Annotated in this window: 20 protein-coding genes; 15 read left to right on the top strand and 5 right to left on the bottom strand. The window is 66.7% G+C overall.

Annotated elements, in window-relative coordinates:
- Positions 1-225: 225 nt before the first annotated feature.
- From L8K25_RS17565 to L8K25_RS17550, 4 genes are all read right to left on the bottom strand, one after another.
- Positions 226-1,665: a DEAD/DEAH box helicase gene (locus tag L8K25_RS17565; protein WP_242140286.1), complete on the bottom strand. Its 1,440-nt coding sequence runs from the start codon at positions 1,663-1,665 to the stop codon at positions 226-228.
- A gap of 330 nt (positions 1,666-1,995) precedes the next feature.
- Positions 1,996-2,421, bottom strand: a complete 426-nt coding sequence (locus L8K25_RS17560) for an acyl-CoA thioesterase (RefSeq protein WP_242140285.1) — start codon at positions 2,419-2,421, stop codon at positions 1,996-1,998.
- On the bottom strand, positions 2,422-3,204 hold the full coding sequence (locus tag L8K25_RS17555; protein WP_242140284.1) for an SDR family NAD(P)-dependent oxidoreductase: 783 nt from the start codon (positions 3,202-3,204) through the stop codon (positions 2,422-2,424).
- A gap of 319 nt (positions 3,205-3,523) precedes the next feature.
- Positions 3,524-4,696 carry an acetyl-CoA C-acetyltransferase gene (locus tag L8K25_RS17550; protein ID WP_242140283.1) on the bottom strand — a complete coding sequence of 391 codons (1,173 nt, stop codon included), beginning with the start codon at positions 4,694-4,696 and terminating at the stop codon, positions 3,524-3,526.
- Positions 4,697-4,799: 103 nt separating this feature from the next.
- On the opposite strand from L8K25_RS17550, the gene L8K25_RS17545 reads away from it, so the two are divergent.
- From L8K25_RS17545 to L8K25_RS17535, 3 genes are all read left to right on the top strand, one after another.
- Positions 4,800-5,465, top strand: coding sequence for a nitroreductase (locus tag L8K25_RS17545; protein ID WP_242140282.1), 666 nt, complete (start codon positions 4,800-4,802; stop codon positions 5,463-5,465).
- A gap of 250 nt (positions 5,466-5,715) precedes the next feature.
- Positions 5,716-6,153, top strand: a complete 438-nt coding sequence (locus L8K25_RS17540; protein WP_242140281.1) for a PaaI family thioesterase — start codon at positions 5,716-5,718, stop codon at positions 6,151-6,153.
- Positions 6,153-6,530: a PaaI family thioesterase gene (locus L8K25_RS17535; RefSeq protein WP_242140280.1), complete on the top strand. Its 378-nt coding sequence runs from the start codon at positions 6,153-6,155 to the stop codon at positions 6,528-6,530. Before L8K25_RS17540 ends, L8K25_RS17535 begins: the two co-directional genes overlap by 1 nt.
- Positions 6,531-6,534: 4 nt before the next feature.
- Here L8K25_RS17535 and L8K25_RS17530 read toward each other — a convergent pair whose 3' ends face one another.
- Entirely contained in the window at positions 6,535-7,782 is a 1,248-nt protein-coding gene (locus tag L8K25_RS17530) for a PQQ-dependent sugar dehydrogenase (protein WP_242140279.1), read from the bottom strand.
- Positions 7,783-8,080: 298 nt separating this feature from the next.
- Between L8K25_RS17530 and rimP the strand changes: the two genes are divergently transcribed.
- The 12 genes from rimP to rpsO all read left to right on the top strand — a co-directional run bounded on the left by rimP (position 8,081) and on the right by rpsO (position 18,145).
- Positions 8,081-8,674: a ribosome maturation protein RimP gene (gene rimP / locus L8K25_RS17525; RefSeq protein ID WP_242140278.1), complete on the top strand. Its 594-nt coding sequence runs from the start codon at positions 8,081-8,083 to the stop codon at positions 8,672-8,674.
- A complete protein-coding gene (gene nusA, locus L8K25_RS17520; RefSeq protein WP_242140277.1) occupies positions 8,674-10,320 on the top strand; it encodes a transcription termination factor NusA in 1,647 nt (548 codons plus the stop codon). The genes rimP and nusA overlap by 1 nt, the downstream gene beginning before the upstream one ends.
- Positions 10,320-10,550: a 4-oxalocrotonate tautomerase family protein gene (locus L8K25_RS17515; protein WP_242140276.1), complete on the top strand. Its 231-nt coding sequence runs from the start codon at positions 10,320-10,322 to the stop codon at positions 10,548-10,550. The genes nusA and L8K25_RS17515 overlap by 1 nt, the downstream gene beginning before the upstream one ends.
- A 204-nt stretch (positions 10,551-10,754) precedes the next feature.
- Positions 10,755-11,501, top strand: a complete 747-nt coding sequence (locus tag L8K25_RS17510; RefSeq protein ID WP_242140275.1) for a DUF448 domain-containing protein — start codon at positions 10,755-10,757, stop codon at positions 11,499-11,501.
- Positions 11,498-14,365 carry a translation initiation factor IF-2 gene (infB, locus tag L8K25_RS17505; RefSeq protein ID WP_242140274.1) on the top strand — a complete coding sequence of 956 codons (2,868 nt, stop codon included), beginning with the start codon at positions 11,498-11,500 and terminating at the stop codon, positions 14,363-14,365. Before L8K25_RS17510 ends, infB begins: the two co-directional genes overlap by 4 nt.
- A gap of 140 nt (positions 14,366-14,505) precedes the next feature.
- The gene (gene rbfA / locus L8K25_RS17500) at positions 14,506-14,907 is read left to right on the top strand and encodes a 30S ribosome-binding factor RbfA (protein ID WP_242140273.1); all 402 of its coding nucleotides are present in this window, start codon (positions 14,506-14,508) and stop codon (positions 14,905-14,907) included.
- Between the two features lie 31 nt (positions 14,908-14,938).
- Complete coding sequence (locus L8K25_RS17495) at positions 14,939-15,202, top strand: AbrB/MazE/SpoVT family DNA-binding domain-containing protein (protein WP_242140272.1); 264 nt, start codon at positions 14,939-14,941, stop codon at positions 15,200-15,202.
- Entirely contained in the window at positions 15,199-15,591 is a 393-nt protein-coding gene (locus L8K25_RS17490; RefSeq protein ID WP_242140271.1) for a type II toxin-antitoxin system VapC family toxin, read from the top strand. The genes L8K25_RS17495 and L8K25_RS17490 overlap by 4 nt, the downstream gene beginning before the upstream one ends.
- Positions 15,591-16,169, top strand: a complete 579-nt coding sequence (locus tag L8K25_RS17485; RefSeq protein WP_242140270.1) for a thymidine kinase — start codon at positions 15,591-15,593, stop codon at positions 16,167-16,169. Before L8K25_RS17490 ends, L8K25_RS17485 begins: the two co-directional genes overlap by 1 nt.
- 15 nt (positions 16,170-16,184) lie before the next feature.
- Positions 16,185-16,889 (top strand): site-2 protease family protein, encoded by a 705-nt coding sequence (locus tag L8K25_RS17480; protein ID WP_242140269.1) that lies wholly within the window; start codon positions 16,185-16,187, stop codon positions 16,887-16,889.
- Complete coding sequence (truB, locus tag L8K25_RS17475; protein WP_242140268.1) at positions 16,886-17,854, top strand: tRNA pseudouridine(55) synthase TruB; 969 nt, start codon at positions 16,886-16,888, stop codon at positions 17,852-17,854. The genes L8K25_RS17480 and truB overlap by 4 nt, the downstream gene beginning before the upstream one ends.
- A 21-nt stretch (positions 17,855-17,875) precedes the next feature.
- A complete protein-coding gene (gene rpsO, locus L8K25_RS17470; protein WP_010160983.1) occupies positions 17,876-18,145 on the top strand; it encodes a 30S ribosomal protein S15 in 270 nt (89 codons plus the stop codon).
- The last annotated feature ends 156 nt before the right edge of the window (positions 18,146-18,301 follow it).

The raw sequence follows: 18,301 nt of genomic DNA, 5'->3' as shown, positions 1-18,301 counted from the left end.
GGGGGTGCCCGGCCCTTCATTGCTTCCCCGGCGAAGGCCGGGGCCCAGTAGGGAGACAGAAGAGCCTTGAGCGCTGCGCTTCGTTACCCCGGCCATCTCTACTGGGCCCCGGCCTTCGCCGGGGAAGTGGCTTGGTTGGGCGTGGCCGCAAAGATCTCTGCACACACGCAAACGGCCGATCCCGAAGGACCGGCCGCTCGTGCATTAGCCAGAAACCGGAAAGCCTCAGCCAGCCGCAGGCGACCGCCGTCCACCGCCGCCGCCAGCCGGGCGACCACCGCCCGCCGGACGGCCGCTGCCACCCGGACGACCACCACCGGCCGGGCGACCACCGCCCGCAGGACGACCAGCGCCCCCCGCCGGACGCGCGCCACCGGCGCTGTAGGGACGGCTGCCACCGGCAGGACGCTCGCCGGTCGGTCGCGCGGCGTGGGTTGCGCGCGGCGGCGCACGGTGACGGCCGCTCTCGTCGCGCGGACGATCGCTGACGTCGGAACCCGCCGGGCGCGCCGCCTTGATGCGCGCCGCTTCGGCCATGAAGCCCTCGGGGAGCTTGACCATGTCGGGCTTGACGCGCGTCAGCTTCTCGATGTCGCGCAGGTAGCTCCGCTCGTCATCCGCGCAGAAGCTGATCGCGATGCCCGATGCGCCGGCGCGCGCGGTGCGGCCGATGCGGTGGACGTACTGCTCCGCCACGTTGGGCAGCTCGAAGTTGAACACGTGGCTGACGCCCGAGACGTCGATCCCGCGCGCCGCGATGTCGGTCGCGACCAGCACCTTGACCTTGCCGGTCTTGAACTCGCCAAGCGCGCGCTCGCGCTGCGGCTGGCTCTTGTTGCCGTGGATCGCGTTCGCCGGGATGCCATTCGCGCCGAGCAGCTTCACGACGCGGTCCGCGCCATGCTTGGTCCGCGTGAAGACGAGGCAACGCTCGATCGACCCGTCGGCCAGCAGCATCGTCAGCAGCGCCTGCTTCTCGCCTTGGTTGACGAAGTACACATACTGCTCGACGCGCTCGGCCGTGCTCGACACCGGCGCGACCTTGACGGTCGCGGGATCGGTGAGGAACTGGTCGGCGAGCTCGCGGATCGCGTTCGGCATGGTGGCCGAGAAGAACAGCGTCTGGCGCACGCGCGGCAGCATCTTCACGATCTTGCGCAGCGCGTGGATGAAGCCGAGGTCGAGCATCTGGTCGGCTTCGTCGAGCACGAGGATCTCGAGCATCGCGAGGCTGACCATGCGCTGCTCGATCAGGTCGAGCAGACGGCCCGGCGTGGCGACGAGGATGTCGACGCCGCGGCTCATGTCCTGACGGTTCTTGTTGATGCTGGTCCCGCCGAACACCGTCGCGACGGTCATCTTCGAGAACTTGGCGTAATCGCGCGCGCTATCGGCGATCTGGCTGGCAAGTTCGCGCGTCGGCGCGAGCACCAGCATGCGGCAATGCGTCGGCAGGACGCGCTTGTCGGCGGCGACGAGGCGCTGGATCGACGGTAGCACGAACGCGGCGGTCTTGCCGGTGCCGGTCTGCGCGATGCCGAGCAGATCGCGGCCTTCGAGCAGCATCGGGATCGACTGCGCCTGGATCGGGGTGGGGGTGGTATAGCCCTTTGCTTCGAGCGCGCGGACGAGCGGCTCGGCAAGGCCGAGATGTGCGAAAGACATGAAAGTGTATTCCATTGCATATGCCATGGACGCACGTTCTCGACGCGCGGATGGCGGGGGGAGGATTTGACACCCCGCGTGAAAAGGGAAGTCCGTTTGGTAACGACCGAGGCGGAGCTGGGACGATAAAGTCCGATCACGCTGCATGACGCTTCGATGGCCGCCATATGGCCGAGGCGGGGGCGGAAGTCAAGGTTGGGCGTGGCGCGGGCGCGCAGGCGCTATCCGTTTTCCCGCGCAGGCGGGAATCCAGCGTTTTGCAGAACAACGCCTCGTTGCGTTCGCGACTCCTGGACTCTCGCCTTCGCGGGAGCACGAGCGGCGTATCGATCACCCGACCCGGTTCGCCTCCAGCCCCGCGCGGAAATCATCCGGCAGCGTCGTCAGCCCGCCACTCGCACTCATCACGATCACGACGTCGCAGGTCGCGACGCATGTGCCGTTCTGGAACGCCGCCGACAGGATCTGCCAGCTGCGATTGCCGACCTCGCCGATCCCGGTCGCGACCGCGACGTCATCGGGGAAATACGCCTCGGCGAGATAATTGACCTCGACGCGCGCGACGAGCCAGCGATGCCCCGACCAGCCCGCCAGCCCGAGGGCGCGGTTGAACCGCACGCGCGCGCTCTCGAATAGTGCCGCCATCGCGACGTTGTTAATATGGCCGAGGACATCGAGGTCCTGGAACCGCGTCTGGATCGTCGTGGTGTGCGGATAGTGCGCGGAGTCCTGCCGCGCCGGATCGGGCCGCGCCATTCAGCGCGGCGCCATCCGGATCGCGCCGTCGAGCCGCACGTCCTCGCCGTTGAAATAGCTGTTCTCGACCATCGCAAGCGCGAGCTTGGCATATTCCTCGGGTTTCCCCAGCCGCTTGGGAAAGGGGACCGAAGCGGCGAGATTGTCCTTCACCTGCTGTGGCGCGCCCTGCATCAACGGGGTCTCGAAAATGCCAGGGAGGATCGTGTTGACGCGAATTCCTTCGCCCATCAGGTCGCGCGCGATGGGGAGGGTCATGCCGACGACCCCGCCCTTGGACGCGGAATAGGCGGCCTGGCCGATCTGCCCGTCCTCGGCGGCGACGCTCGCGGTCATTACGATCGCGCCGCGTTCGCCGTCCTCGCCGGGCGAACGCGTCAGCATTCCTGCGGCCGACTTGGCGACGCAGCGGAACGTGCCGACGAGGTTGATCTGGATGAGCCAGTCGAACGCGGCGAGGCTGAAATGCTTGATGCTGCCGTCTTCCTTGGAGCGGCTCGCGGTCTTTATCGCATTGCCGGTGCCTGCGCAGCAGACGAGGATCGCTTCCTGCCCATGCGCCGCGCGCGCCTTGGCGAAGCCCGCGTCGACCGAGTCCTCGGACGTGACGTTGACTTCGCAGAAGGTGCCGCCGATCTCCGCGGCGATCGCTTCGCCCTTCTCGGTCTGCATGTCGAAGATCGCGACCTTGACGCCCTTGGCGGCGAGCGCGCGGGCGGTGGCGGCGCCGAGGCCGGAGGCGCCGCCGGTGACGACGGCGGCGGTGGTGGAATCTAGGTTCATGGTGTTTCCTCCCTTGGAATGAGCACGTCCCTCCCCTTCAGGGGAGGGGATGGGGGTGGGGTGTGCCTCGCAGAGAACGCGCTCTGCTGGACTGCCCCACCCCAACCCCTCCCCTGAAGGGGAGGGGCTAAGTGAGATCAGCGCCGCCTGGTGATCGCGGTTTTGGCAAGGTCCAAGTTCATCGCGAAGTCCCTCCATTGCAACGAGAACGCCCCTCCCCTTCAGGGGAGGGGATGGGGGTGGGGTGTGCCTCGCAGAGACCTGCGCCCGGTACAGCCCCACCCCAACCCCTCCCCTGAAGGGGAGGGGCTAAGAATAATCAAAGCCGTTCGATGATCGTGACGTTGGCGATCCCGCCGCCCTCGCACATCGTCTGCAACCCGTAGCGGCCGCCCGAGGCGTGCAAAGCGTGAACCAAGGTCGCCATCAGCTTCGTGCCCGAAGCGCCGAGCGGATGCCCCAAAGCAATCGCGCCGCCATTGACGTTCAACCGCGCGTGATCCGCGCCGCTATGCTTGAGCCACGCGAGCGGCACCGGCGCAAACGCTTCGTTGACCTCGTACAGGTCGATATCTTCGATCTTCATCCCCGAACGCTGCAACGCGCGGTCGGTCGCGAACAGCGGTTCCTCGAGCATGATCACCGGGTCGCCCCCGGTCACGGTCAGGTTGACGATCCGCGCGAGCGGGGTGAGCCCATGCTCCTTCAACGCGCGCTCGCTGACGATCATCACCGCCGACGCGCCATCGCAGATCTGGCTGGCGTTGGCCGCGCTGATGTTGCCGCCTTCCTGCAGCAATTTGACCGCGCCGATGCTCTCCAGCGTCGCATCCGCGCGGATGCCCTCGTCGGTGCGGTGACTAATCACACCGTCGGGCGTCTCGACGTCGAGCGCGAGGATCTCCTTGTCGAACGCGCCCCGCTCGGTCGCGGCGGCGGCGCGGCGGTGACTTTCGACCGCGAAAGTGTCGAGCTGCTCGCGGGTGAAGCCGTGCTTCTTGACGATCATCTCCGCGCCCATGAACTGGCTGAACATGACGCCGGGATATTTCTCTTCAAGGAGCGGCGACTTGTAGTTGCCCAGCCCCTCTTTCATGAACAGCGTCGCGGTGGTGCCCATCGGCACGCGCGTCATGCTCTCGACGCCTGCCGCGATGACGATGTCCTGCGTTCCCGACATCACCGCCTGCGCGGCGAACTGCATCGCCTGTTGCGAGGAACCGCACTGCCGGTCGATCGAGACGGCGGGGACGCTGTCGGGCAGGTTCTTCGCCGCGAGCACCGCGTTGCGCCCGACCTGCCCCGCCTGCTGCCCGCCCTGCATCACGCAGCCCATGATCACGTCGTCGACCGCCGCGCCGTCGATCCCGGTGCGTGCGACGATCGCGTCGAGTACGGATGCTGCCAAGTCGACCGGATGCCAGCCGGCGAGCTTTCCGCCGCGCTTGCCGCCAGCGGTGCGCACCGCGTCCACGATATAGGCCTCGGCCATGCTCGACTCCCCTAATGAAGGTTGTATTTTGCAACTGTCTTGCCCCGAATGGCGGCGACGGGCAAGAGTGCGGTTGCATACCCGAGGCTCGAAAGGACATTCCATGACGCTCAGCGAAGCGATCGCGGCGCGGCGATCGGTGCGCGGGTTCCTGCCGACGCCGGTCGATCCGGCGGTGCTGTCCGGCATCGTCACCAAGGCCGCGCGCGCGGCGACCGGGGGCAATCTCCAGCCCTGGCACGTCGACCTGCTGACGGGCGCGCCGCTCGCCGCGTTGAAGCAGACGATCGCCGCGAAGCTGTGGCGCGGCGAGACCGAGGAGCCCGCCTACGCCATCTACCCGCCCGACCTTGTCGCGCCATACCGCGACCGGCGTTTTGCGGTCGGCGAGGCATTGTACGGCGAACTCGGCATCCCGCGCGAGGACAAGGCGGCGCGGCGCTTGTGGTTCGCGCGCAACTTCCAGTTCTTCGGCGCGCCTGCTGCGCTTTTCTGCAGCGTCGATCGACGGATGGGGCCGCCGCAATGGGCCGACCTCGGCATGTACCTCCAGAATGTCATGCTGCTCGCGGTCGAGGCCGGACTGGCGACGTGCGCGCAGGAATGCTGGGCGATGTTTCCGGAGACGGTCGGCACGGCGATCGACCTGCCGCCGGAGCGGATGCTGTTCTGCGGCATGGCGATCGGGGTGGAGGACATCGCCGATCCGGCGAATGCGCTGCGTACACAGCGCGCGGACCCGGCGGAATGGCTGACGGTGCATGGCTAAGGTCCCCGCCGCGTCCGTCATCCCCCCTCAGGCATGGCCTCTGCGAAACCGTCGATGTTCTCCCGCGAATGCGGGAGTCCAAGCGTCGCGAGAACTGTAAGTCGTTGTTCTGCTTGGCTCTGGATTCCCGCCTTCGCGGAAAAGCGGCAAATGACGGGTGCGTAAGCCGACTTTCGCAGAGGTCCCGCCCGCGCGGGGAAGGACGGATGTTGGTTTGCACCCGTCCCGCATTGCGATACAGCGCGCGCCCATGCCGCCCGACCCCCTCCCCGCCTTCGACCCCGCCCGTTTCAGCCGCCTCGGTGTCGGCGGCCATGGCGGGTTGCTGGGCCTCAGCTATCTTGCGCACGGTCCCGACTGGTGCGAGCTGCAGCTCCCGTATCGCGCGGACCTGATCGGTGATCCCGACAGCGGCGTGCTCGCGTCCGGCCCGATCCTGACAATGATGGACATGGCGACCAGCCTCGCGGTGTGGACCCGGCTCGGCACCTTCCGCCCGCACGCGACGCTGGATCTCCGGATCGATTATCTGCGCCCCGCCACCCCGGGCAAGACCGTGATCGGCCACGGCGAATGCTATCGCATCACGCGCTCGATCTCGTTCGTGCGCGGGCAGGCGCATGACGGCGATCCGGCCGATCCGCTCGCGCATGTCGCGGGCACCTTCATGTTCACGGACGCCGCCTGATGCTCCCGCCTTATGCCCAGACGCTCGGAATCGAAATCGCGCCCGGCGACGATGCGATCCTGCTGACGATGCCATTCGGACAGGCGCTGACCGGACGCCCCGGCTGGCTCCACGGTGGCGCGATCGGCGGGTTGCTCGAGATGGCGGCGATCGTCGCGGTACGCCAGGCGCTCGCCGACGATGGCGGCGGGCAGATCAAGCCGATCAACGTGACGGTCGATTACATGCGCGGCGGGCGCGACAAGCCGACCTATGCGCGCGGGGTCGTGACTCGGCTCGGCGGACGCGTCGCCAATGTCGAGGCGACCGCCTGGCAGGACGATCCCGCCAAGCCGATCGCCGCGGCTCGGATGAACTATCTGATCGCGCGCGCCTGACGCCTCACTTCTTCGCCAGCCGTACCAGCTTGCCGCCATCCTCGAGCAGCCAGATTGCGCCATCGGGGGCCTGCGCGACATCGCGGACACGCTCGCCGATCTTATACTGGTTCGCGACCTTCGCGGTATTGCCCGCCAGCGTCACGCGGATCAGCGCCTCGCCCGACAGCGCGCCGATGAACAAATTGCCGCGGAACTCGGGGAACATCGCGCCGGTATAATAGAGCATCCCGCCCGGCGAGATCGACGGGTTCCACCACAGCTTGGGGGCCTCGAGATCGGGGCGGCTGGGGTGATCGGGAATCGGCTTGCCCGAATAATTGTCGCCGTTCGACACGATCGGCCAGCCGTAATTCTTCCCCGGCAGGATCAGGTTGAGCTCGTCGCCGCCGCGGGGCCCCATCTCGACTTCCCACAGCGTACCGTCCTGCGCGAAGACCATCCCGTACGGGTTGCGATGCCCGCTGCTCCATGTCTGTGCACGGACCCCGCCCGCCGATGCCATCGGGTTGCCGGGCGCCGGCTTGCCGTCGAGCGTCAGGTGGAGGATCTTGCCGATCGCCTGGTCCGGGTCCTGCGCCGGCGTGAAACGCTGACGCTCGCCCGAGGAAAGGTAGAGCGACTTGCCGTCGGGCGCGAACAGGATGTTGGCACCGAACTGGCCACCGACCCCGTCGCTCCCCGCGCGCCACAGCACCTGCAGGTTGACCAGCGCGGTCCCGGTAAACAGCCCGCGTGCGAGCGCCAGGCTACTCCCGCCCGGGCGCGGTTCGGAATAGCTGATATAGACCAGCTTGCTCGTCGCGAAATCAGGGGCGGGCGCGATGTCGAGCAATCCGCCCTGATTGTCGAACAGCACCTTGGGCGCCCCCGTGATGTCGACGATCGATCCGTCCGGGCGGCGCAGCTTGATCTTGCCCGCCTTCTCGGTGACGAACGCCGACCCGTCGGGCAAGAACGCGATCGCGAACGGATCCTCGAACTGGCCAAGTGTCTGCATCGCGAATGGTGGTGCGGTTTCCTTGGTATTGGCGTGGCCTGTCGTGGCCGCGACATTCTTGACCGTCGCGTCGGGCGCGTCGTCGGGCAGGCTCGTGACGGGGGCCATGGTCGATGCCGGTGCCGGTGCGGACGATGCGGGCGACGTCGGCGAAGACTGGGTCGCGGCGGGTGCGGCGGTGGATTGCTGCGGCGACCCCGAACAGGCGGTGGCCGCCAGCAGCAGGGCAAGCGGTGCACGGGACGTCAGCATCGGCGATTCTCCTGGGGTCTTAGACACATACTGTCGTCGCCGCGGAGTGGTTCCACGCCTGTACAGGGTCTTGCTACACGGGACTGCCGGGACGGGTCGATCGAAATCCCGTGCGTGGCTCCCCGAAACGCTAACCGCTCCGCGCACGATCGCGCATCACAGCCGCTTGCCAGCCCCCCGCAATCCGACTATATCGCCGCTATTCTCTACATCATTGGATGAAGAGGCTGGAGCCCCCCGGTTCCGGCGCCGAACCGCTTTGACCATTGCCAAGCCCATTGCCAAGGAAGTCGCACGCTTGACCGAAACGCCCGACCTGACCGCGCTCGTCGCCCCCGAAGCCGAAGCGCTCGGATTCGATCTCGTGCGCGTCAAGCTGTTCGGCGGCAAGGGTGATCTCACGCTCCAGGTGATGGCGGAGCGCCCCGACACGCGCCAGCTGACGATCGACGATTGCGCCGAACTGTCGCGCCGCATCTCGGACGTGCTCGATGCGCTCGAGCTCGAGGGAAAGGATCCGATCGAGGACGAATATCGCCTCGAGGTTTCGTCCCCCGGGATCGACCGGCCGCTCACCCGGCTCAAGGATTTCAGCGACTGGGCAGGGCATGAGGCGCGCATCGTGCTGCTCGCACCGCTCGAGGGCCGCAAGGTGCTGACCGGCACGCTCAAGGGCGTGACCGACGACCGCATCGCGATCTACCTCGCCAAGCATGGCGAGCTCGACGTGCCGTTCGCGCAGGTCAACACCGCCAAGCTGGTGCTGACCGATGCGCTGATCGCCGCGACTCGCCCGCTGTCGATGGACGGCGCGGACGAAGAAGAAATCGAACACGACGACGAAGCTGTAGATGCGCCCGAGGGTGCCGACCGCGAAGAAGGACATAACTGATGGCCACCCCAGCAACCTCCGGCGTCACCGCCAACCGCGCCGAGCTGATCGCGATTGCGAACGCGGTCGCCACCGAGAAGATGATCGACAAGGGCATCGTCATCGAGGCGATGGAAGACGCGATCCAGCGCGCCGCCCGCGCACGCTACGGTGCCGAGAACGACATCCGTGCGAAACTCGACCCCAATACCGGCGATCTCCGCCTATGGCGCGTCGTCGAAGTGGTCGAGGCGGTCGATGACTATTTCAAGCAGGTCAATTTGAAGGAAGCCGAGAAGCTCCAGAAGGGTGCGGTCGTCGGCGACTATATCGTCGATCCGCTCCCCCCGATCGAGTTCGGCCGCATCGCCGCGCAGGCCGCCAAGCAGGTCATCTTCCAGAAGGTCCGCGACGCCGAGCGCGAGCGCCAGTATGAAGAATTCAAGGACCGGATGGGCGAGATCATCACCGGCGTCGTCAAGCGCGTCGAGTTCGGCCACGTCGTCGTCGACCTCGGCCGCGCCGAGGGCGTGATCCGTCGCGACCAGCAGATCCCGCGCGAAGTCGTCCGCGTCAACGACCGGATCCGCTCGCTGATCCTCAACGTCCGCCGCGAAAACCGCGGGCCGCAGATTTTCTTGAGCCGCGCGCACCCCGACTTCATGAAGAAGCTGTTCGCGCAGGAAGTGCCGGAAATCTACGACGGCATCATCGAGATCAAGGCCGCTGCGCGCGACCCGGGCTCGCGCGCCAAGATCGGCGTCATTTCGCATGACTCGAGCATCGATCCGGTCGGCGCGTGCGTCGGCATGAAGGGCAGTCGCGTCCAGGCGGTCGTCCAGGAAATGCAGGGCGAGAAGATCGACATCATCCCGTGGTCGCCCGACACCGCGACCTTCGTCGTCAACGCGCTCCAGCCGGCCTCCGTGTCGCGCGTGGTGATCGACGAGGAAGAGGATCGCATCGAGGTCGTCGTTCCCGACGATCAGCTGTCGCTCGCGATCGGTCGTCGTGGCCAGAACGTGCGGCTCGCGTCGCAGCTGACCGCCAAGGCGATCGACATCCTGACCGAGGCGGATGCCTCCGAGAAGCGCCAGAAGGAATTCGTCGAGCGCTCGGCGCTGTTCGAGAAGGAACTCGACGTCGACGAGACGCTCGCGCAGCTGCTGGTCGCCGAAGGCTTCGGCAGCCTCGAGGAAGTCGCGTATGTCGGCGTCGACGAAATCGCATCGATCGAAGGCTTTGACGACGATCTCGCCGCCGAGCTGCAGAGCCGTGCGACCGAGGCGCTCGATCGCCGCGAATCGACCAACCGCGACGAGCGTCGTGGTCTGGGTGTCGATGACGCGCTTGCCGCGCTGCCGCACCTCAACGAAGCGATGCTGGTCACGCTCGGCAAGGCCGGGATCAAGACGCTTGACGACCTCGCTGATCTGGCGACCGACGAGTTGATCCAGAAGAAGCGCCAGGAACAGCGCCGCCGCGCCGAGGATGCGCCCAAGCGCGTCGAGGACAAGGGTGGCGTGCTCGGCGAATATGGCCTGAGCGAAGCGCAGGGCAATGAGATCATCATGGCCGCCCGCGCACACTGGTTCGAGGACGAGGAAGCCGAGGTAGAGGCTGAAGAAGCACCGGCTGCGGACGCCTCGGAGGAAAAGGACGCCTGATGCCGTTCGTCAGCATCCGCATTTCGGGCACCGCGACCAGGGACCAGAAGTCCGGGATCGTCGCGGATGTCACCCGGTCGCTGGTCGAGCGGCTGGGCAAGAACCCGGCTGCGGTGCAGATCGTGATCGAGGAAGTGTCGACCGAGAATTACGGCGCGGGCGGGCTTCTGATCGCCGACCGGGATGTCCCTAAGTTGCAGGAGGACGCACATGCGGAATCCTCGCAATGACTCGCTAGCGACTCACGCAGTCCTGGGTGCAACCTTAGCCCCTCCCCTTCAGGGGAGGGGTTGGGGTGGGGCTGTATCAGGCGCAGGTCTCTGCGAGGCCCGCCCCACCCCCAACCCAGCGTCGGGTCGGTCATGCTCCCAGCATGACCTGAACAGCGCGGGGCGCTGTTCACCCGCCGCTCCTGAAGGGGAGGGGCTTAAGTAATGAACGACACCCCCGACGAAACCGGCGCAATCCGTCGCTGCATCCTCCTCGGCGAGCGCGCCCCGCGCGAAACGCTGGTCCGCCTCGCGCTGTCCCCCGACGGCGCGGTCCACCCCGACGTGCGCGCCAAGGCCCCCGGCCGTGGCGCGTGGATCGGCGTGACCCGCGCGGAGCTCGACACCGCGATTACCAAGGGCAAACTCAAGGCAGCGCTCGCGCGTGCGTTCAAGACCGGCCCGATCGCGATCCCGGACGACCTGTCCGGCAAGATCGCCACTGCGCTCGAACGCGCCGTGCTCGACCGCCTCGGACTCGAAGCGCGCACCGGCAACCTGTTGACGGGCGCGGAAAAGATCGAGACTGCCGCGCGCAGCGGCAACCTTCACCTGCTGCTCCACGCCTGCGATGCGGGCGCGGACGGCAACCGTAAACTCGATCAGGCCTGGCGCATCGGCAACGATGAAGAAGGAAGTGATTTGAGGGGGTTGGTTCTGCCGGTCCCGCGCACCATATTGGCCGTGGCACTAGGCCGCCAGAATGTGGTACATATAGGCCTGACTGATCCCGATGCCGCCGGACGCGTACGCGATTCGCTACACCGCTGGCTGCATTTCATCGGCCCTGACCCAACTCCCGCGCCTTGCGAAACGGCCTCGCAGGGGGCATCGGCGTCTCACCACGACGCCGGTCCGCTGGCCGATCTGGCCCGAGTGCCGACAGACGACGTACACGAGGAATTTGAGTGAGCGATACCGAGAACGAAAAGCCGAAGCTGGGCATGCGCGCGCCTTTGGGCTTGAAGCGTACGGTCGAGACCGGCCAGGTCAAGCAGAGCTTCAGCCATGGACGGTCGAACACCGTCGTGGTCGAGGTGAAGCGCCGCCGCGTGCTCGGCCCGGGCGGCACCCCGGTCGATGCGCCCGTCGTCGAGGAAGCAGCGGCTCCGGCTGCGGCCCCCGCACCGGCACCAACCCCGGCTGCGCGCGTGCCGGAACCCCGCCGCGCGCCTTCGCCCGCGCCGGTGTCGCCCGCCAACTCGCTGCTGTCGCGGCAGGAACTCCAGACCAAGCTGCTGCGCGAGGCCGATGAGGCGCGCATGCAGGCGCAGGAGGAGAATCGTCGTCGTGACGAGCGTCTTCGTGCCGAGGCGCTCGAGGAAGATCGTCGCCGCGCCGAGGAACGGGCCAAGGCGCCTGCGCCGACGGCTGAGCCGACGCCCGCTCCCGAGCCGACGCCCGAGCCCGTCGCAGAGCAGGCGGCTCCTGTCCCGGCTCCGCTCGAAGCTGCAGCGCCCGAAGCGCCTGCTCCGGTCGCGGCACCCGCCGCCCCGGCAGCGCCGGTCGCCGCAACGCCTGCTCCGGTGGCAACGCCTGCGCCGGCCGCACCGGCGCCCGTAGCTGCTGCGCCTGCGCCGGTCGCAGCCAAGCCGACGCCCGCCCCTGCGCCAGCGCCAGCCCCCGTGCTGCGCCCGCTGTCGCTCGAGCGCGATCCGTCGATGCCCGCGCCGCGTCTGTTCACGCCGGTTCCGCGGCCCGAGCGGCCCAAGCCGCCGGCACCCGCGCCTGCTCCCGAGCCGACGCCTGCTGCTGCAACCACCGCATCGGCAACGCCGACGCCCGCTGGTACGGTCAAGCGTCCGGGGTCGCCCTCGGCTGCCCCGACCGAAGCGCCGTCGCGTCCAGGTGCCGGTCCGCGTGACCGCAAGGGTGACGAGCGTCGCGGCGGCAAGCTGACCGTCAATCGTGCGCTCAACGACGGCGACGGCGCGCGGGCGCGCTCGCTTGCTGCCTTGAAGCGGGCCCGCGAGAAGGAAAACCGCCGGATGGGCGGCCCGCGCGAGGTGCAGGCCAAGCAGATCCGCGACGTCGTGGTGCCGGAGGCGATCACCGTCCAGGAACTCGCCAACCGCATGGCGGAAAAGGGCGCGGACCTGGTCAAGACGCTGTTCAAGATGGGGATGCCCGTCACGATGACGCAGACGATCGACCAGGATACCGCCGAGCTGCTGGTGACCGAATTCGGCCACAACATTCAGCGCGTCAGCGATTCGGACATCGATCTGACCAACGACACGCATGAGGATCACGACGAGAACGCGGTCACGCGTCCGCCGGTCGTGACGATCATGGGTCATGTCGATCACGGCAAGACCTCGCTGCTCGACGCACTGCGCGGGACCGATGTCGTGCGCGGCGAGGCCGGTGGCATCACCCAGCATATCGGTGCCTATCAGGTCACGCTGAAGGACAAGTCGAAGATCACCTTCCTCGACACCCCGGGCCATGAAGCGTTCACCGAGATGCGCCAGCGCGGCGCCAACGTGACCGACATCGTCGTGCTCGTTGTCGCAGCGGACGACAGCATCAAGCCGCAGACCGTCGAGGCGATCAACCATACGCGCGCCGCTGGCGTGCCGATGATCGTCGCGATCAACAAGGTCGACAAGCACGACGCCAATCCGCAGAAGGTGCGCGAGCAGCTGCTGCAATATGAGGTCGTGGTCGAGGAACTGTCGGGCGACGTCCAGGACGTCGAGGTCTCGGCGCTCAAGAAGACCGGTCTCGACGAGCTGATCGAAAAGATCCAGCTCCAGGCCGAACTGCTCGAGCTCAAGGCCAACCCGGACCGTACCGCCGAGGGCACCGTGATCGAGGCGAAGCTCGACAAGGGCCGCGGCCCGGTCGCGACGATCCTCGTCAACCGCGGCACGCTCAAGGTCGGCGACATATTCGTCGTCGGCGCCGAGAGCGGCAAGGTCCGCGCGATGACCAACGACAAGGGTCAGCAGATCAAGGTCGCTGGTCCGTCGATGCCGGTCGAGGTGCTCGGTCTCTCGGGTGTCCCGCGTGCGGGTGATCCACTCTCGGTGGTCGAGAGCGAGGCGCGTGCGCGTGAAGTCGCCGAATATCGCAAGGGCGTCATCACCGACAAGCGTACCGGGGGTGGCCCGGCCAGCCTCGAGTCGATGTTCTCGGCGCTCAAGGAAAAGCAGGCGATCGAGTATCCGCTGGTGGTCAAGGCCGACACGCAAGGGTCAGTCGAGGCGATCGTGGGCGCGATCAACAAGATCTCGACCGATCTCATCAAGGCGCGCGTCCTGCATTCGGGCGTCGGTGGCATCACCGAGAGCGACGTGACGTTGGCGGGTGCATCGGGCGCACCGATCATCGGCTTCAACGTCCGTCCGAACGCCAAGGCACGCGAGATCGCGGAACGGCAGAAGGTCGCGTTCAAATATTATGACGTGATCTACGACCTGACCGACGAGATCCGCGCCGGCATGGCGGGCGAGCTTGGACCCGAGGCGTTCGAAACGGTCGTTGGCCGCGCCGAAATCCGCGACGTCTTCTCGGCTGGCAAGCACGGCAAGGCGGCGGGTCTGCTCGTTACCGAGGGCAATATCCGCAAGGCGCTCAAGGCGCGTATCACCCGGGCGGATGTCATCATCTACCAGGGCGAGATCGCCTCGCTGCGCCGCTTCAAGGACGACGTCGCCGAAGTGCGCGCAGGTCTGGAGTGCGGCGTGACCTTCACGTCGAACTTCGTCGACATCAAGCCGGGCGACTTCCTCGAAACGTTCGAAGTCGAACTGCGCGAACGCACGCTGTAATCTTCTCCCTCTCCCCGCCCGCGGGGAGAGGGCAGACAAGCGAAGCGAAGTCGGGAGAGGGGCAGTGACGCGGACGTTGGTCTGCTGGACTGCCCCTCTCCCCGACCCTCTCCCCGGAGGGGAGAGGGAGGAAGAAGAATATGCGCCCGACCGATACCCCAGAATCCCGCAACGTCCGCCTGCTCCGCGTCGGCGAACAGATGCGCCACACGCTGAGCGAGATCCTCGCGCGCGGCGACGTGCACGACGAGACGCTGGCCAAGCATCCGGTGACCATCACCGAAGTCCGCATGTCGCCTGACCTCCGCCACGCGACGGTGTTCATGAAGTCGTTGCTCGGCAAGGACGAGGAAGCAGTGCTCAAGGCGCTGCGCACCAATACCGCGTACCTTCAACGCGAGGTCGCCTCGCAGGTGCGGATGAAATACGCCGCCAAGCTCAAGTTCCTGGCTGACGACAGCTTCGACGAGGGCAGCCACATCGACGCGTTGCTGCGCAAGCCCGAAGTTGCGCGCGACCTGGGGGAGCCCTCCGAAGATTGACCCTCGCGCCGGTAAGACGTATCTTACAGGAATGACATTGCAAACGCGCATTTCTGAAAAGGGTCAGGTCGTCGTTCCCAAGGCGACGCGCGACCGGCTTGGCTGGCAACCGGGAACAGATCTTGACGTGATCGAGACGGGCGACGGTATAATGCTGCGCCGTCGCGCCATGCCCAATACTTTGACGGTCGACGCCGCAGTCGCACGCTTGAGGAGCCTCTATCGGCACGAAGGCGCGCCTGTCCCATTGGAACAGCTGAACTGGTCGGCGGCTGTCGACGATGCCGATCTGTGAAAGCACTCGATACCAATATTCTTGCGCGGTTGATCCTGGCCGATGACGACGCGCAATATGCATCGGCGATCGCGCTGATCGGCCAACCTGTTTGGGTTCCGACCACGGTGTGGATCGAACTGGGCTGGGTCCTGAGCAAGCGGTTGCGACTGGATCGCGCAGTCGTCAGCGACGCCCTTCGCACGATCCTGTTGATCGAGACCGTCCACACCGCCGACCGCGACGGGATCGGCTGGGCGATCGAGCGCTACCGTGCAGGCGCCGATTGGGCCGACATGATTCATCTGATCACGGCGCGCGGTGTCGCCGAGACGTTCGTTACGTTCGATCGCGGCATCGTCGCCCAGGCCGGCCCCGATACCCCCCTCGCAATCGAAACCCTTTCCTGATGGCCAAGCTCTATTTCTACTACGCCAGCATGAACGCGGGCAAATCGACCAACCTGCTGCAAGCCGACTTCAACTATCGCGAGCGCGGGATGCGCACCGTCCTGCTCACCGCGGCGATCGACGATCGCTTTGCCGCGGGTACGATCACCTCGCGCATAGGGCTCGCCGCGGATGCGATCGCGTTCGAGCGCGATACCGATCTGGTCGCGGTCGTCGTGCGCGAGGGTGAGACGCCGCCCGCCTGCGTGCTGGTCGACGAAGCGCAGTTCCTGACCGCCGCGCAAGTCGACCAGCTCGCCGAACTCGCCGACGACCACGGTATTCCGGTGCTCGCCTATGGCCTGCGTACCGATTTCCTCGGCGCATTGTTCGAGGGATCGGCGCGGCTGCTGGCGATTGCGGATTCGCTGATCGAGATCAAATCGGTTTGCGCGTGCGGGCGCAAGGCGACGATGAACCTGCGGATGGGCTCGAACGGTCGCGCGATCGCCGAGGGCGCGCAGACCGAGATCGGCGGGAACGACCTGTACATCGCGCTGTGTCGTCGCCATTTCCAGAAAGCGCTTGCCGCCTCCTGACCCGAACGGACCTGAATGACCGACCCCAACCTGCCCTACACCATCGCGGTGTGGCTCATTCCCCTCGTCATCGCGATCGTCTTCCACGAAGTCGCGCACGGCTATGTCGCACGGATCTTCGGTGATCCGACCGCGGACCGGCTCGGACGGCTGACGCTCAACCCGCTCCGCCATGTCGATCCGATCGGTACGGTCGTGCTGCCGATGATCTTGGCGATCGCACATGCACCGATCTTCGGCTGGGCCAAACCCGTGCCGGTCGATGCGTCGCGGCTGCGCAACCCGCGGCGCGACATGATGCTGGTCGCGCTGGCGGGCCCGGCGACAAATTTCGTGCTGGCGACGTTCGCGGCGCTGGCGCTCGGCGCGTTCGTCGGGCTGCATGGCGGGATCCCCGCGCAAGGCGCACCGCATACGGTGGCGGGGTTCGTGTTCGACAGCCTCTACAGCTTCGTGCTGGTCAACGTGTTCCTCGGCGTCTTCAACCTGATCCCGCTGCCGCCGTTCGATGGCGGGCATGTCGTGCAGGGGCTGCTGCCGCGCGCCGCCGCGATCCAATATTCGAAGCTCGCGCGCTTCGGGTTTCCGCTGCTGCTGTTCCTGCTGTTCGTGCTGCCGATGATCAGCCCGCAGGCCGATATCGTCCGCCGCGTGATCGGCCCGATCGCGAGCACGGTCGCGGACTTCTTCCTTGGCTTTGCGCAATTGGGTGGGTTGTGAGCGGCATCAACGGCTGGCTGATCCTCGACAAGCCGCTCGGACTCGGGTCGACCGATGGCGTCACCGCGGTCAAGCGCGCGCTGCGTGCAGCGGGCTATGATGCGAGCAAGCGCGGAATCAAGGTCGGGCATGGCGGCACGCTCGATCCGCTCGCGACCGGGGTGCTGCCGATCGCGCTGGGCGAGGCGACCAAGCTCGCTGGACGCATGCTCGACAGCGACAAGATCTACGACTTCACGGTTCGGTTCGGCGCGCAGACCGATACGCTCGATCTGGAGGGCAAGGTCATCGCGACGTCCGACGTGCGGCCGACGCTGGCCGCGGTCGAGGCGGTGCTGGCGCAGTTCACCGGGCCGATCGACCAGGTGCCGCCGATCTATTCCGCGCTCAAGGTCGATGGCGAGCGCGCCTATGATCGCGCCCGCGCGGGCGAGGACGTCGTACTGGCGAGCCGCCGGGTGACGATCCACGCCCTCACCGTCACCCCGGCGAAGGCCGGGGCCGCTGGGTTATCTGGCGAGCCGGCTGCCCCAAACGTGACGGCCCCGGCATCCGCCGGGGTGACGGAGGTCACCCTCACCGCGCACGTCTCCAAGGGCACCTACATCCGCTCCCTTGCGCGCGACATCGCGATCGCGCTCGGCACGGTCGGGCATGTCACCATGCTTCGCCGCACCAAGGCCGGTCCGTTCGACCTGTCCCACGCGATATCGCTGGACAAACTGGCCGAATTCGGCCAAGCGCGCACCCTTGAACACAATCTCCTGCCGTTGAGGGCGGGGCTGGACGACATCCCGGCTCTATCCCTCACCCCCGATCAGGCAGAGCTGCTCCGACAGGGGCGGGTGTTGGTCGGGATTGCCGCAGACGATGGCCCCTACTTCGCGACGTTGGACGACAGTCCGGTTGCCTTGGTGGAGGTTCAGGACCGCGAGGTCCGCGTCGTTCGTGGCTTCAACCTGTGACGATGTCGAAGGAAGACTGAAATGACGATCACTGCAGAGCGCAAGGACGCGCTCGTCAAGGAACATGGCCGTGTAGAAGGCGACACCGGCAGCCCCGAAGTCCAGGTCGCGATCCTCACCGAGCGCATTCGCAACCTGACCGAGCACTTCAAGGGCCACAAGAAAGACAACCATTCGCGTCGCGGTCTGCTGATGATGGTCAACAAGCGGCGTTCGCTGCTCGACTATCTCCGTCACAAGGACGGTCAGCGGTATCTCGACCTGATCGCGAAGCTCGGTCTTCGCAAGTAACACCGGGGGGCGGCCGAAAGGTCGCCCCTTTTGGCATTCCGGCCCGACATCGGGCCTAACGAGTTCGGGCGCAGCGGTCCTTTAAGCGACGTTGCGCACCTGGACCCCGGCCTTCGCCGGGGAAGTGCAGAGGGAACGGCAATTCGGCCCTTCCGT

Source organism: Sphingomonas sp. TREG-RG-20F-R18-01 (genome assembly GCF_022662475.1).
Classification (GTDB): domain Bacteria; phylum Pseudomonadota; class Alphaproteobacteria; order Sphingomonadales; family Sphingomonadaceae; genus Sphingomonas.
Note: the sequence above shows the minus strand (reverse complement) of the source record. Positions and strands in the feature narration are given on the sequence as shown.

What these genes read in the sequence shown, in the direction of transcription:
- L8K25_RS17565 (WP_242140286.1), bottom strand. Translation starts at nt 1,665, where the DNA reads ATGTCTTTCGCACATCTCGGCCTTGCCGAGCCGCTCGTCCGCGCGCTC.
- L8K25_RS17560 (WP_242140285.1), bottom strand. Translation starts at nt 2,421, where the DNA reads ATGGCGCGGCCCGATCCGGCGCGGCAGGACTCCGCGCACTATCCGCAC.
- L8K25_RS17555 (WP_242140284.1), bottom strand. Translation starts at nt 3,204, where the DNA reads ATGAACCTAGATTCCACCACCGCCGCCGTCGTCACCGGCGGCGCCTCC.
- L8K25_RS17550 (WP_242140283.1), bottom strand. Translation starts at nt 4,696, where the DNA reads ATGGCCGAGGCCTATATCGTGGACGCGGTGCGCACCGCTGGCGGCAAG.
- L8K25_RS17545 (WP_242140282.1), top strand. Translation starts at nt 4,800, where the DNA reads ATGACGCTCAGCGAAGCGATCGCGGCGCGGCGATCGGTGCGCGGGTTC.
- L8K25_RS17540 (WP_242140281.1), top strand. Translation starts at nt 5,716, where the DNA reads ATGCCGCCCGACCCCCTCCCCGCCTTCGACCCCGCCCGTTTCAGCCGC.
- L8K25_RS17535 (WP_242140280.1), top strand. Translation starts at nt 6,153, where the DNA reads ATGCTCCCGCCTTATGCCCAGACGCTCGGAATCGAAATCGCGCCCGGC.
- L8K25_RS17530 (WP_242140279.1), bottom strand. Translation starts at nt 7,782, where the DNA reads ATGCTGACGTCCCGTGCACCGCTTGCCCTGCTGCTGGCGGCCACCGCC.
- nusA (WP_242140277.1), top strand. Translation starts at nt 8,674, where the DNA reads ATGGCCACCCCAGCAACCTCCGGCGTCACCGCCAACCGCGCCGAGCTG.
- L8K25_RS17515 (WP_242140276.1), top strand. Translation starts at nt 10,320, where the DNA reads ATGCCGTTCGTCAGCATCCGCATTTCGGGCACCGCGACCAGGGACCAG.
- L8K25_RS17510 (WP_242140275.1), top strand. Translation starts at nt 10,755, where the DNA reads ATGAACGACACCCCCGACGAAACCGGCGCAATCCGTCGCTGCATCCTC.
- rbfA (WP_242140273.1), top strand. Translation starts at nt 14,506, where the DNA reads ATGCGCCCGACCGATACCCCAGAATCCCGCAACGTCCGCCTGCTCCGC.
- L8K25_RS17495 (WP_242140272.1), top strand. Translation starts at nt 14,939, where the DNA reads ATGACATTGCAAACGCGCATTTCTGAAAAGGGTCAGGTCGTCGTTCCC.
- L8K25_RS17485 (WP_242140270.1), top strand. Translation starts at nt 15,591, where the DNA reads ATGGCCAAGCTCTATTTCTACTACGCCAGCATGAACGCGGGCAAATCG.
- L8K25_RS17480 (WP_242140269.1), top strand. Translation starts at nt 16,185, where the DNA reads ATGACCGACCCCAACCTGCCCTACACCATCGCGGTGTGGCTCATTCCC.
- rpsO (WP_010160983.1), top strand. Translation starts at nt 17,876, where the DNA reads ATGACGATCACTGCAGAGCGCAAGGACGCGCTCGTCAAGGAACATGGC.